Annotated in this window: 12 protein-coding genes; 6 read left to right on the forward strand and 6 right to left on the reverse strand. The window is 44.7% G+C overall.

The annotated features are described in order from the left end of the window. Positions 1–127 precede the first annotated feature (127 nt). The 5 genes from K9M52_RS04550 to K9M52_RS04570 all read right to left on the reverse strand — a co-directional run bounded on the left by K9M52_RS04550 (position 128) and on the right by K9M52_RS04570 (position 5,202). The gene (locus tag K9M52_RS04550; RefSeq protein ID WP_224070878.1) at positions 128–1,285 is read right to left on the reverse strand and encodes an aspartate aminotransferase family protein; all 1,158 of its coding nucleotides are present in this window, start codon (positions 1,283–1,285) and stop codon (positions 128–130) included. A gap of 38 nt (positions 1,286–1,323) precedes the next feature. Further along, on the reverse strand, positions 1,324–2,316 hold the full coding sequence (gene argC, locus K9M52_RS04555; RefSeq protein WP_224070879.1) for an N-acetyl-gamma-glutamyl-phosphate reductase: 993 nt from the start codon (positions 2,314–2,316) through the stop codon (positions 1,324–1,326). A 52-nt stretch (positions 2,317–2,368) separates the two neighbouring features. Beyond that, positions 2,369–3,568, reverse strand: a complete 1,200-nt coding sequence (gene argG, locus K9M52_RS04560; RefSeq protein ID WP_224070880.1) for an argininosuccinate synthase — start codon at positions 3,566–3,568, stop codon at positions 2,369–2,371. Between the two features lie 80 nt (positions 3,569–3,648). Beyond that, positions 3,649–4,389, reverse strand: a complete 741-nt coding sequence (locus K9M52_RS04565; RefSeq protein WP_224070881.1) for a GNAT family N-acetyltransferase — start codon at positions 4,387–4,389, stop codon at positions 3,649–3,651. A gap of 408 nt (positions 4,390–4,797) precedes the next feature. Beyond that, a complete protein-coding gene (locus K9M52_RS04570) occupies positions 4,798–5,202 on the reverse strand; it encodes a hypothetical protein (RefSeq protein WP_224070882.1) in 405 nt (134 codons plus the stop codon). A 132-nt stretch (positions 5,203–5,334) separates the two neighbouring features. Here K9M52_RS04570 and queG point away from each other — a divergent pair, with 132 nt between their 5' ends. From queG to K9M52_RS04585, 3 genes are all read left to right on the forward strand, one after another. Beyond that, positions 5,335–6,267 carry a tRNA epoxyqueuosine(34) reductase QueG gene (gene queG / locus K9M52_RS04575; protein WP_224070883.1) on the forward strand — a complete coding sequence of 311 codons (933 nt, stop codon included), beginning with the start codon at positions 5,335–5,337 and terminating at the stop codon, positions 6,265–6,267. Positions 6,268–6,405: 138 nt separating this feature from the next. Further along, positions 6,406–7,560 carry an acyltransferase family protein gene (locus K9M52_RS04580; protein ID WP_224070884.1) on the forward strand — a complete coding sequence of 385 codons (1,155 nt, stop codon included), beginning with the start codon at positions 6,406–6,408 and terminating at the stop codon, positions 7,558–7,560. 464 nt (positions 7,561–8,024) lie between these two features. Continuing rightward, positions 8,025–8,453 carry a CBS domain-containing protein gene (locus tag K9M52_RS04585; protein ID WP_224070885.1) on the forward strand — a complete coding sequence of 143 codons (429 nt, stop codon included), beginning with the start codon at positions 8,025–8,027 and terminating at the stop codon, positions 8,451–8,453. A 149-nt stretch (positions 8,454–8,602) separates the two neighbouring features. Here the strand turns inward: K9M52_RS04585 and K9M52_RS04590 are convergent, their stop codons facing one another. Continuing rightward, positions 8,603–8,998, reverse strand: coding sequence for an STAS domain-containing protein (locus tag K9M52_RS04590; RefSeq protein WP_224070886.1), 396 nt, complete (start codon positions 8,996–8,998; stop codon positions 8,603–8,605). 200 nt (positions 8,999–9,198) lie between these two features. Here K9M52_RS04590 and K9M52_RS04595 point away from each other — a divergent pair, with 200 nt between their 5' ends. From K9M52_RS04595 to K9M52_RS04605, 3 genes are all read left to right on the forward strand, one after another. Beyond that, the gene (locus K9M52_RS04595) at positions 9,199–11,754 is read left to right on the forward strand and encodes an ATP-dependent Clp protease ATP-binding subunit (protein ID WP_224070887.1); all 2,556 of its coding nucleotides are present in this window, start codon (positions 9,199–9,201) and stop codon (positions 11,752–11,754) included. A gap of 259 nt (positions 11,755–12,013) precedes the next feature. Then, positions 12,014–12,307 (forward strand): hypothetical protein, encoded by a 294-nt coding sequence (locus K9M52_RS04600; RefSeq protein ID WP_224070888.1) that lies wholly within the window; start codon positions 12,014–12,016, stop codon positions 12,305–12,307. A gap of 425 nt (positions 12,308–12,732) precedes the next feature. After that, positions 12,733–14,388 carry a SulP family inorganic anion transporter gene (locus tag K9M52_RS04605; RefSeq protein ID WP_224070889.1) on the forward strand — a complete coding sequence of 552 codons (1,656 nt, stop codon included), beginning with the start codon at positions 12,733–12,735 and terminating at the stop codon, positions 14,386–14,388. Positions 14,389–14,397 lie beyond the last annotated feature (9 nt).

Consider the following 14,397-nt stretch of genomic DNA (forward strand, 5'->3'; position numbering starts at 1 on the left):
CGAATTAATTAAAGCGATTAATTATTGACCAAAATACAAAAAATAAAAAAATATGTTTGTGCGCTACAGCCCTATGCTATGTACACAAAAACTATAAAAACAGTGATGTAAAGATACCATTTTACGCTTAAGCCTGCGCCTGCGCCTGGCTAAGCAAACTTACTTCTTCGGTCAGTATTTCCACAAACTGGTCCAGTTCCCTCCGACTGATCGCCAGCGAAGGCAATAAGCGTATAACACTGGGTTTAGCCGTGCCGGTAAACACCTTTCTGTCAAAAAGCAGGTTCTTACGAAGGTCTTTTAAATGGCCTTCTGCATCGAAACCGATCATCAAGCCCCTGCCGCGTATATTTTTTAGACCGGGAATCCCTGACAATGCCTCCACCAGATACTGTCCATTCTCTTCCGCCTGCCGGATCAGCTGATCCGACTCCATCACTTCCAGTACGGCCAGGGCAGCGGCACAGGCCAGATGGTTGCCGCCAAAGGTCGTCCCCAACATGCCAAACGAAGCCTTGATTTTCGGCGCAATCAAAATACCACCGATTGGGAAACCATTACCCATACCTTTGGCCATAGAATAGATATCTGCATCTACCCCGCTGTAATCATGAGAGAAAAACTTGCCGCTCCTGCCATAACCACATTGTACACTGTCGGCAATAAAGACAGCACCGTGTTGGTCACAAAGGCTGCGGATCAGTTGTAAAAAAGATTCACTGGCCACCCTGATACCGCCTACACCCTGGATACCTTCAACAATAACTGCAGCAATATCCTCTCCATTCTCTTTAAAGTAACCGGCCAGCGCACCTTCATCATTAAAGGGCAGAAAAGCAATGTTTTCTGTTTCATTAACCGGAGCGACAATTGCGGGGTTATCGGTAGCAGCTACTGCCAGCGACGTCCTTCCATGGAAGCTCCCTTTAAAAGCAACGATCTTCTTTCTGCCTGTATGAAAGGATGCCAGTTTCAGGGCGTTCTCATTGGCCTCCGCCCCACTGTTACATAAGAAAAGCTGATAATCTTTTTTACCGCTAAGCAGGCAGAGCTTATCGGCCAATTGCTGCTGCAAAGGGATCTGAACGGAATTCGAGTAAAATGCAATCTGATGCAGCTGATCTTCAATACGCTTTACCCAATGCGGGTGCGTATGCCCGATTGAAATAACGGCATGACCACCATACATATCTAAATAGGCCTGGTCCTGATCATCCCAGACGGTTGACCCCAGGGCCTTAGTAATGGTAATGTCATAGAGAGGGTATACGGGAAACAGAGACATAATTTTTTGATTTTATCCGCTTATTTTAATAAGCGGGATTAAAAATAATTGGCTTTTAAACCGAGCCCGGTAGATTCATCCAGACCGAACATCAGGTTCATATTCTGAACAGCCTGCCCCGAGGCTCCTTTCACGAGATTATCCGTCGCCGAATGGACCACCAGTTTGGATCCGACTTTTTCCAGATAGATCACACAGAGATTGGTATTGACGACCTGTTTTAGGAAGATTGGCTGTTCGCTGACAAAAGTAAAACGGGCATCTTTATAGAAATCCTGGTAAAGCTGAACCAGTTCAGACAATTCCTTCTCACAAGTGATCGTAGAACTGACGAATATCCCTCTGGGGAAATCTCCTCGCCAGGGCACAAAATTGATCACTTCTTTATTCTCTGCCCAGGTAGGCAAATCAGGCTGCAATTGATGCAAAGACTGCTGGATCTCATCCAGATGCTGATGAGTCAATGTTTTATACGCCTGGATATTATTCGCCCGCCAGCTAAAATGTGAAGTTGGGGAAAAGGACTGACCGGCACCGGTAGAACCGGTAATGCCCGTCGTATAGACTTCGCTTAATAATCCGGCTTTCGCCAGGGGTAATAAACCCAGTTGGATACAAGTGGCGAAACAGCCCGGATTGGCAACGTCCTTTGCTTTTTTAATGTCTTCTCTGTTGATCTCGGAAAGGCCGTATACAAAATCCCGGCCCTTGAACTGTTTATCTTTAATCAACCTGAAATCATTGGCCAGGTCAATGATCCGAATGGAGGGATCTATGTCATTTTCTTCCAGAAACTTCTTAGAGTTGCCATGTCCCAGGCAAAGGAACAATACATCTACGTCGCTGGATAGTTCTTTTGTGAAAACCAGTTCCGGATGACCGATCAGATCCTGATGTACCTTGGAAACAGGGTTGCCTCCGTTGCTGTTGCTATGCATAAAAGTCAGCTCCACTTCAGGATGTGTGATTAACAATCTGATTAACTCTCCTCCGGTATATCCGGCTGCTCCAATAATGCCAACTTTTATCATATTAACTCCTTTCTTTTATGCTATTGTACGGTTCTGATTAAAATCTTTTCGTCTATTTATCTTGCTGCGCTTCTTTAACGGATTCGTAAATGGCTACCTGGTTACCAAAGATCTTGCTGAACCCTCTGACATCCTCACCGGTCCAGCCACTGTTCATCTCACCGTATTTACCAAACTTGGCGCTCATCAGGTCATAAGGTGATTCAATACCCAGCACCTGAAACCGGTATGGATAAAGCTGAATAAATACGTCACCGGTGACATGTTGCTGTGCGCTGGTCATCATGGCCTCCATGTCACGCATAACGGGATCCAGGATCTGGCCTTCATGCAGCCAGTTACCATAAAAAGCAGCGATCTGATCCTTCCAGCTCAGCTGCCATTTGGTAAGGACATGTTTTTCCAGGCTATGGTGCGCCTTGATAATAATAACCGGCGCAGCCGCTTCAAAGCCTACCCGGCCTTTAATACCAATGATCGTATCGCCTACATGGATATCACGGCCGATGCCAAACGGCCCCGCGATCTGTTGCAGATACTGAATGGCTTTGGTTGGGTGATCAAACTTTTTATCGTTCACCGCCCTCAGCTCCCCTTTTTCGAAACTGAGCTTCAGCGCTTCAGTTTCGGTTTTGGTCACCTGTGTCGGCCAGGCTTCATCCGGTAAAAATCCATTACTGGATAAAGTTTCCTTTCCGCCGACACTCGTACCCCAGAGACCTTTATTAATAGAGTAAGCGGCTTTTTCAAAGTTCATATCTACTCCTTTTTCCTTCAGGTAGCTGATCTCTTCCTCACGGCTGAGCTTCAAATCACGGATCGGCGTAATGATCTCGATACCCGGCGTCACTGTGTTAAGGATCATATCAAAACGTACCTGATCATTTCCGGCACCAGTGCTGCCATGAGCAACAGCGTCCGCACCCAGTTTTTTAGCGTGCTCTGCCATATGCAGGGCCTGAACCAGCCTTTCAGCACTGACACTTAAAGGATAAGTATTATTCTTTAACACATTACCGAATATCAGGTATTTGACGATTCTGTCATAATAATTTTCAATGGCATTTACTGAAGTGTGCGTTTTGACGCCCAGCTTATAGGCATGAGCTTCAATATTTTTCAATTCCTCTTCAGAGAATCCGCCGGTATTGACAATAATAGAATGGATCTCATAGCCTTTGTCCTGAAAATGCTTCACACAAAAGGTGGTATCTAGTCCACCGCTAAATCCGAGTACGATTGATTTGGCCATTGTTTTCTATTTCTTTTTGTTTTGCCCTTCCCGGCTGCCTTATGATATTTTTTTAGTAAGCCTGAAAGTGGTCATATAAGTTATAATCCGATCTTTTCAAAAAATCCCATAAAGGGCTTATTATGCGGCTGTACAGCCTGAGTCTTCTTGGCAGAATTGTCTTTCTTACGAAAGGCCTGCAAAAATTTATGCTGTTTGAGGCGCAGCAGCCTTTCATATATCTTTGACTTTTCTTTAAAGTGCTCCTGTGTCTCCTCGGGCTGATAATGGTCTTTCGGATCAAACAGCATCGCCGTGCACATACAATTCTTACGGTCTTTGCTCATCAGAATGTCATAGTTGACGCAGCTTTTACAACCGGCCCAGAACGCCTCATCATCGGTCAATTCACTGTAAGTAACAGGTTCATATCCCAGATCAGAGTTGATCTTCATGACAGCCAGCCCTGTCGTAAGGCCAAATATCTTGGCGTCCGGATATTTTTTTCTGGACAACGCAAAGGTATTCTCTTTGATTCTTTTAGCGACACCACTCTTTCTAAAGTCCGGAGAAACGATCAGGCCGCTATTGGCGACAAACTTGCCGTGGCTCCATTCCTCAATGTAACAGAACCCTACCCACTGACCACTAACAGTCAGTGCAATAATAGCCTTGCCTTCCAGCATTTTACCGGCAACATATTCCGGTGAACGTTTGGCAATACCGGTTCCGCGAACCTGGGCAGATGAGGCCATCTCATCTACAATCTCCTGGGCGTAGTGCGTGTCACCTTCACAGGCTACACGAACTACAATATCATTATTGTTGTTGTTATTTTTCACGATTGATAGATACACTAATGGTATAACAATTAAACTCCACCGCCCTAAAAGGCGAAGTTTGTGGGTTTCAAAGTAAGGCTCTATATAGGGATATAGAAATTAAAGCCTCGGTCGTCGGCTTACAGGAAAAAATGAGCGGGGTGCATTAACAATAGAAATCTTCGCACACATAAAGACGATATGTGTGTCCGTCAGATTGTAGTATTTGTGATAATTTTTCAACTTATCTTAAAGATGAAATGTGAATCAAAATTGTTAATTTGCTTTAGCGCAGTAAAGGTACACTACATATATGGACTACAAACATTTTTGCCAAAAAATTTATGGATTTTTGGCATTAGAGGTAAAATTTAGGTAAAAACAGAGCTATTACTAATGTTTGTTCGGCGAATTTCGTCCGATTATAGGTCAGAGATTGCCACTGAAGGTATATTTAAGATCTACCTTCCAGCCTTGATCGGTCTTGACAGACTTTAGTTTCCGGGTAATTTTATCGTAAGAGTTCTCATATGTAATAATCTCTTCTGTGGCGGAGACCACCTCATCATTTTTAATAATGATATTGGCGGTCCGGTATTCTATCCGCTGATCACTGTTGTTGTGATAATAGGCGTCTTTCAAATGGCCCAGTTGAGCCGTATTGACAGAATCGGTTATTATATAATTAGCCGCCTGTTTAAAATCTCCCTTCAGGCATCCGCCCAGAAACTGTTGCGCGGCTACCAGTGCATTATCTGCGGGAGCAAACTGCTGGTCCGAAGAACAGGAACTAAACATAGCAAAAAGCAGTGCTAAGCAGACAGCATATTTCATGACGATCTATTATGTGTTTAACTATAAATGGAATTCAGCAGAGGCTTTCTTAATTTTGCACTCTGATCAACAGGAATCAAAAGTACCTACTTTGCGGACATTATTATCTAAAAGACCCCTTAATATTTGATTTTGGATCTCGAGACCAGAACCCATATTATTAAATCCACTGCTGCAGCACTTGGCTTTGAGCACTGCGGGATCGCGAAGGCGACTCCGCTCAATGAAGATGCGCGAAGGCTTGAAGCGTGGCTGAATAAAGGGATGCATGGCAATATGCAATATATGGAAAACTATTTTGAGTTACGCACAGATCCCACTAAACTCGTACCCGGGGCCAAATCTGTCATTACCTTACTCAAAAACTATTATCCCGAAAAAAAACAAAAAGAAAATGCCCCCAAGGTCTCTAAATATGCCTATGGAAATGATTATCACGAGATTATCCGTGCCAGGCTCAATGCGTTCCTGCGTCAGTTGAAAGAGCAGATCGGAGACGTTAACGGACGGGGCTTTGTGGACAGTGCTCCGGTGCTCGAACGCACCTGGGCCAGCAAAAGCGGACTGGGCTGGGTCGGCAAAAATGGCATGTTGATCAATAAAGGATCAGGGTCTTTTTATTTTATTGCATCGCTGATCATTGACTGGGAACTGATATATGATACGCCCATGGCTAAGGATTTCTGTGGCAGCTGCACCAGATGCATCGATGCTTGCCCTACGGAGGCCATCCTGCCGGACAAAGTCATCCAGGGTAATAAATGCATCAGCTACTTTACTATTGAGCTCAAGGATTTACTGTTACCGGGCGAGCTCAAGTCTTCCTTTCAGGACTGGGCCTTCGGCTGCGATATCTGCCAGGATGTTTGCCCCTGGAACCGGTTTAGTAAACCGCACCATGATGCCGCTTTTACCCCCATCGCAGAAATCCTGGACTTTACCACGGAACAGTGGCTGGACCTTACAGAAGACGCTTTCAGAAAGATCTTTCGCCAATCTCCCCTCAAGCGCTCCAAGTATCAGGGGATTATGCGAAACCTGAAGTTTATTTCGACCGAAAGCTGACAAAAGACAAAAAAGCATATCTTAGCTCTATGGGCGTGGAAGGCGTTTTAATAGGCGAAGTGATTGTACGCCACCTATCCCATATGACGGTTTGTTGGCATTTCTATCGTTCAGACACGTAATCTTAACTTAGTCTCTATGGAAAAAAAGCGGTATTATTCTTTGGACGTTTTCCGGGGAATGACGGTGGCATTAATGATCATGGTCAATAACCCGGGTTCCTGGTCGCATATCTATGCACCGCTTGACCATGCCACATGGGCGGGTTGCACACCTACCGATCTGGTGTTTCCCTTTTTCCTGTTTGTGGTAGGCAACGCCATGGCCTTTGTGGTTCCACGACTAAAAGAAGCGGGTGACAGGGCGTTTTTGAGTAAGGTGATCCGCCGGAGCCTGTTGATCTTCGCCATCGGACTCTTTTTGAACTGGTTTCCCTTTGTCAAATGGGACAATAATGCGCTGGTATTTAAAGCCTGGGAAAACATCCGGATATTCGGCGTATTGCAACGCATTGCCGTAGCCTATCTTTTTGCTTCGCTGATCGTCTACTACTGCCGTCCTAAGACAGCGATCATCATCGGTGTTATTATCCTTATCGGGTATTGGTGGCTTTGTTATGCACTGGGTACGCCCGGTGATGCATACAGCTTACAGGGGTGGTTCGGCACCCAGCGGGTAGATATCCCTGTCCTGGGGGCTAATCATCTGTATCACGGCGAAGGAGTGGCTTTTGATCCGGAAGGCATTGCCAGCTCCGCCGCACCGGTGGTACAGGTTATTATCGGTTATCTGACGGGCCACTACATCCGGCTTAAAGGCAAGAGCTATGAAATGGTGACGCATTTATTTGTAGCAGGGGCTCTTTTACTGTTTATAGGGGCATTCTGGGGGCAGTTCTTTATCATCAGTAAGAAGATCTGGACCAGTACTTTTGTATTGTTCACATCCGGATGGGCTTTGATCATCCTGGCTGTTGTCATTTATTTTATCGAACTCAGAGAAAAGCGCACCTGGTTGGATAGGTTCTTTAATGTGTTTGGCAAGAATCCGCTCTTTATTTTTGTCTTGAGCGGGTTATTACCGCGTATTTTATGGTTGATCCGCATACCGGCTGGCACGGAAAACGGACAGCCCGTATATACGAATCCGCTCGGGTGGTTCTATGACCATATCTGTAAGCCCGTTTTTTCCAACGAAAATAACAGTTCCCTGCTCTATGCATTTTGTTTCATTATTTTTATGTGGGTGATTGTTTACTTTATGGACAAGAAAAAGATCTATGTAAAAGTCTAGATTATCGTGTTACGGTCATTCCTAATAGGTTTGGGGTTCCTTGCTGTAGGTAAATTTTAACAACAAACATACGCATTACAAATCAAATCTAGAGGACGCTGGGTAGGAGACGTTTTCTTCATACGCACGCAGCCACCTGGTCAATATACCCGGCGGACTTGCAAAATGATGTAATTTGAAAGTTTCACTTTCAAATTACATCTATATATTTATAATGCTCAATATGCGTAAAAACCGTAGCGGCCCACTGTAAGGAGATTTCTGTTCTTTAATTTATTTTACTGTCCCATACCGCGAGGAATCATTCCTTAGGCATTTATAGAAAAAAAAGGCATTAAGTCAATTTTTTCCCGAAAAAACCTTAAATTTAGCTTACAAATAATCGTTAACAGTATAATGACCAAAAGCACTCATTTGTAACCTCCGGAAGCCGTATCCCCTAAACCATTTAAATAGACACACATATGAAAACAGTCCAATTTATCCTGAATCAAAAACCGGATGTATTATTCGCCGTCTCTAAAGAAAGTTCCGTATATAGCGCACTGGAACTCATGATGGCGAAAAATATAAGTGCGTTGCTCGTTATGGACGGCGATCAGCTACAGGGGATATTTACAGAAAGAGACTATGCCAGAAAAGTGATTTTAAAGGGAAAGGCCTCCAAGACAACCGCTATGGAAGAGGTGATGACCAATCAGGTTATTACAGTAAGCCCTTCAGAGCCAGTAGAAAAATGTATGGCTATCATGACCGATAAACATATAAGACACCTTCCTGTGGCTGAAAATGGTAAAATTGTGGGATTTATTTCCATCGGGGACCTCGTCCGGCATGTTATCGAGGACCAGAAATCAACGATCGAACACCTGCAAAGCTATATAAGCAGTTAAAATCAGCGGTGGAGAACCTGTAATCTAGTCAGTCACCGCCGGCCGCCTTATGACAATAATGTAGTATACTATCAGAAACGGCCTATCGGCACTTTAAAAATCGGTACAGTTACGGTCAGACCGTTTCTGAATAAAAGTCTTAATTTAAATTACTGAGGATCAGCCTCCTGCTGCTCGTCATCAAAAAGTTCCCGCTCTATTTCATCCATCTGAACGATATCCCAGGCCTCACTTTCAGTAGGCGTTAACTGGAATACATCGATCAGGTCCAGCCCTTGCATAGCTGATTTGACGGCCGGCTTAACGGCAAAAAATACCAAAGAGGCTTTATTTTTCTGACAAAGCTGATGAAGTGTCGCCAGGTCAACAAGCGCCTGCTCATCCGCTTCCTTTACCTGGCTCATGTCTATGATTGCATTTTTGGTTTCAGTGCCAAAAGCGCCCGTAACAAGCCTGGTGAGGTCTTCTGCCATTATTACAGATAATTCGGGTAATTCAGGTCTTAAAACCTGAAATTTTTCTTTGGTATCAACTTTGATTTTCATTTGAGTGCAAAATTAAGTAACCTTCTTCGATTTTAAGAGTCAAAGATAAAATCTTAAAGAGAGTATTGAGTTCTATTTTTATTTCCGGCTATTAAATTATTTAAAATATTATAGCAAATTTGATCAAACCGCCGTACCTTACCAGTAGAAACCCAATGTTCTGGCATTTAACATATATTATGCATTAACAACCTACAATTATGGACAGTAACTTCTCACCACAAGTAAAAGAAATAATCACCTTTAGTCGTGAGGAAGCCTTACGACTGGGCAATGATTTTATTGGCACAGAACATCTGTTATTAGGACTCATCAGAGAAGGCGACAATGCGGCCATCCGCATTCTCAAACAGCTGAATGTAGACCTTTTCGAACTCCGTAAAGAGATCGAACTGGCCGTCAAAGATAAAACAGGTAAAAACATTGGAGATATTAATAGCCTGCCGCTCACCAAACAGGCAGAAAAGGTCATCCGCATTACTGTTTTGGAAGCTAAATCGCTGAAAAGCCCGCAGATCGAAACCGAACACCTCATGCTCTCTATTCTTAAAAACAGAGAGAATATCGCTACACAGATCCTTAACCAATTTGATGTAGACTATGATCTTTTCCGCTCAGAGATCGGCATCGTTCGCGATCCCGATGCAAGGGCAGAGTTCGAAGAGCATGAAGAAGATTTTGATGATGAAAAACGCAGTTTCGGACCGCAACGTTCTGCAAGACCCGCAGCAGCCGGATCCTCCAAAAGCCGCACACCGGCTTTGGACAACTTTGGCCGTGACATCACCCGTCTTGCCGAAACCGGTCAGTTAGACCCTATCGTTGGCCGCGAAAATGAAATTGAAAGAGTCTCTCAGATCCTTTCAAGAAGAAAGAAAAACAATCCGATCCTGATCGGCGAACCGGGTGTGGGTAAGACCGCAATCGTAGAGGGCCTCGCCCTTCGCATCGTTCAACGAAAGGTTAGCCGGGTACTGTTTGACAAAAGAGTCGTTTCACTGGATCTGCCTGCGCTGGTCGCCGGAACAAAATATCGCGGTCAGTTTGAAGAACGCATGAAATCCATCATGAATGAGATGGAAAAGAACAGAGATATCATTTTATTTATTGATGAGATCCATACGATCGTGGGCGCAGGCGGCGCCAGCGGTTCACTGGATGCCAGCAATATCTTCAAACCGGCCCTGGCCAGAGGTGATCTGCAATGCATCGGCGCCAGTACCCTGGACGAATACAGAAATTATATTGAGAAGGATGGCGCTCTGGACAGAAGGTTCCAGAAAGTATTGATTGAACCGCCTAGTGTGGAAGAAACCATCCAGATCCTGAACAATATTAAACCGAAATACGAGGATTACCATAGTGTCACATATGATCCCGAGGCTATTACCGCCTGCGTGAAACTGAGTGACCGTTACATGACAGACAGGCTCCTGCCCGACAAAGCCATTGATGTACTCGATGAAGTCGGTGCCCGTGTACACCTGAAGAATATCAATGTTCCGCAGAGTATGCTGGACCTGGAAAAGAAAATTGAAGAAATCAAGGTGGAAAAGAACAAGGTGGTCAAAAACCAACGCTTTGAAGAGGCTGCCACCTTAAGAGATAAAGAAAAGAAACTTGGTGAAGAGCTTGAAAAGGCTAAGGCCGATTGGGAAGAGGAAAGTAAAAACAAGCGCTATCCGATTACCGAAGATGCCATTGCAGAAGTGATCTCGATGATGACCGGCATTCCTGTTAAGCGCATGGTACAGGCAGAAACAGAGAAGTTGCGTAAAATGCATGACGACATGAGCGAAATGGTCATCGGGCAGGATGATGCGATTACTAAAGTGGTCAAGGCGATCCAGCGTAACCGTGTCGGTTTGAAAGATCCACGGAAGCCTATTGGTAGCTTTATATTCCTGGGTCCTACCGGTGTCGGTAAAACCGAGTTAGCGCGCTCACTGGCCAGGCATCTGTTTGATTCAGAAGACGCGTTGATCCGTATTGACATGAGTGAATACATGGAAAAATTTTCTGTCAGTCGCCTGATCGGTGCTCCTCCCGGCTATGTTGGTTATGAGGAAGGCGGTCAGCTTACAGAAAAAGTACGTCGTAAACCCTACAGCGTCATTTTGTTGGATGAAATTGAAAAAGCACACCCGGACATCTATAATATCCTGTTGCAGGTATTGGATGACGGCGTGCTGACAGACGGTCTTGGCCGCAAAATTGACTTTAAGAACACCCTGATCATCATGACTTCCAATATTGGCGTCCGCCAGTTGAAAGAATTCGGAGATGGCGTAGGTTTTGCCACTGCGGCAAGGATTCAGAGTCAGGAAGAAAATAATAAGGCTGTCATTGAAAAGGCCCTTAAAAGAACTTTCTCTCCCGAGTTTTTGAACCGTATCGATGATGTGATCATCTTTAATTCGCTGACAAAGGAGAATATCTTCTCTATTATCGATATACTGATGAAAAAAGTATACGCCAGATTAGCCACCATGGGTCTTAATCTGGATATAACTGAAGAGGCAAAGACCTTTATAGCGGAAAAGGGCTATGACATCCAGTTTGGCGCAAGACCCCTGCAACGCTCTATCCAGAAGTACCTGGAAGATCCGTTGGCAGAGGAGATTCTCAACCACAGGGTGAGTGAAGGGGATCAGCTGGTCGCTCATTTTGACAAGGAGAAATCCGCCATCTATTTTGAGATCAAGAAGAAATCTAAATCCAAAACCGAGGGGAGCCAAAAAGAACCGAAAGCCTGATTTTCAGCTTTTCAAAAATAAATAAGGCGATTGGTACAACTTAACTGACCACCCGCCAAAAAGGGAGAGACAACAACCGACAGGCCTACAGTCTCTCCCTTTTTTATCACCTAACAGGTCACTTCCAGCCTTCACAGACCCTGTTATTTGTCATAAAATTATCACATCTCAATATTTGAGAGAGGATTAACAGAATTTCAGGTAGATTTTTCCTGCTTTCATTTATTTTTATCCCAGATAAGCACTTAAGCTAGTGAAATTGAAACTCGTATCTATATTTCTCACGCTGGTATTTATGGTCCAGATTCTTCCTCTAAAGGAGGTGGCTTCACTATTGACCAGCGGCCAGATGACGGAGGATATACATGATATGGGCGCAAAAAAGCAAAACCCAAATGAGGAAGTCCATAAAAAGCTTTTCTTTTATGCGACCTTGCTTCCCACTGACAATAACGGCCTTCATAATAACAAAGCACAACGAGCCATCAGTGATGAGGCCCTGATCAATAATCTGTTACAGGAAGTCTTGATACAGCCTCCAGATCTTGCCTAACGAATGCAGTGCCTGATACTATACAGCACTTATCCTCTTCATCATTTTATGTATTATTCATTGTAGCTATTGTACCCGGTACATATGTTATTGCAATGATATGGTAAGACCGGTCTTTGAAGTCGTCTATGGACACTGTCAAATACGGAATCTGCCGCTATGATATTATGGATAGGACGCGGCTCTAGGTGAAAAAGGTATAATAAATGGGCCTGCATTATCTATCTCCGATCATTTTATTTTTCCGCCCGTACAACAGTACAGCGATTTAAAAGATATACCGCCAATTGATACAACATACACGGGGTGGTACATAGAGGGGTAACTATACCGCTCAAGGGGATGCTGTTTTCATTACACAACACGAAATGACGGCGCGGAAACAATCATTTTATTTCTGAATTAATTTTCTAAGTATCTTATTTATGACACAACATAAATCATCCATATTTGCCTTTCTGAAAAAAGACCTGGTCGCCGGGCTTATCGTTTTCTTAATTGCCTTACCTCTCTGCCTGGGTATCGCACAGGCGTCCAATGTTCCACTCTTCGCGGGGATCGTTTCGGGGATCATCGGCGGTATTCTGATTGGCATGATGAGCGGCAGCACATTTAGCGTGAGTGGGCCGGCCGCCGGGCTGGTCGCCATTATTATCGGAGCGATGGAAGAATTAGGCGCTTTTGAGATTTTATTATGCGCCACCCTTCTGGCCGGAGTTATTCAATTGTTACTCGGCTTCGCCAAGGCGGGCACCTTTGCCAACTTCTTTCCCTCCAGTGTAATCGAAGGTATGCTGGCGGGTATCGGCCTTACAATTATTTTTAAACAACTACCGGACGCAGTAGGCTTCCATGGAGAAATGCTCGGATTGCAGGACGCGGAAAGAGGCATTAATTTTTCTCTGTTAACCGGTATCACGGACAACCTGCATTTCGGCGCTATTATAATTTCCGTCGTGAGTTTGCTGATACTTATCCTGTGGCAAACGAATATCCCAGGTAAGATCAAACTCATTCCCGCAGGCTTATTAGCCGTATTGATCGGCACAGGTTTGCACTTGGCTTTTCAGTCTTCGGGAAACAGTCTGGCGCTACAGGAAGAATACCTTGTACATTTGAGCATTCCTAATTCATTTAAGGACTTCATCGGTCAGTTCAGTACCCCTGACTTTTCCGGGTTCCAGAATCCGCAGGTATGGCGGTATGGCGCTGTAATCGCTGTCGTAGCCTCTATCGAGACACTGCTCTGCATCGAGGCAACAGATAAGCTGGATCCCCTAAAAAGGAACACTTCCGGCAACAGGGAGCTTAAAGCTCAGGGCATCGGTAATATTCTCAGCGGGCTGATTGGCGGCCTGCCGATCACCTCTGTTATTGTGCGATCCAGCGCGAATCTTAACTCAGGGGCCAAGTCCAGATTGTCCACGATATTCCATGGCACCTTACTGCTGATTTGTGTAGCGACGATCCCAGCCATTCTCAATCTGATCCCAAAGGCAGCATTAGCAGCTATTTTGATCTTTACCGGTTATAGACTGGCCAGGCCATCTATCTTCCGGCATATGTATAAGGTAGGCCCGACGGAATTCATTCCCTTTGTGGTAACAGCCGTTGCGGTGGCCACACCTTTCCTTGGCTTACTCAAAGGGGTTGCTCTTGGATTTGTGATCAATATCTTTTACCTGCTGCGCGGCAATATGCGTATCCCCTATTATTACCGTCGCATACAATCTAAAAACGGTGACGCCATCACGCTGAAGCTGGCCCAGGAGGTTTCGTTTCTTAATAAAGGAAGTATCAAGAAAACCCTGGACGCCTTCACGGAAGGCAGTACGATCATTATAGATGCTACGGAAAGCGCCTATATTGATTATGATGTACTGGAAGTCATCCGTGAGTTCCATGATGTCAAGGCTAAGGAAAAAAATATTACCGTTTCGCTGGTAGGCTTTAAAAATAGTTACCGTATCCCAGAGGGCAGCAGGGTGAACTACCTGATGAATGAACTAGATCAAGACCAGGAGGCCAAACGCTCTGCCGGCAAGCACACCAAGCTGCTGGAAGAGCTGAAAATGGCTTAGGGGCCATAC

The sequence above is a fragment of the Arachidicoccus terrestris genome (assembly GCF_020042345.1).
Lineage (GTDB): Bacteria > Bacteroidota > Bacteroidia > Chitinophagales > Chitinophagaceae > Arachidicoccus > Arachidicoccus terrestris.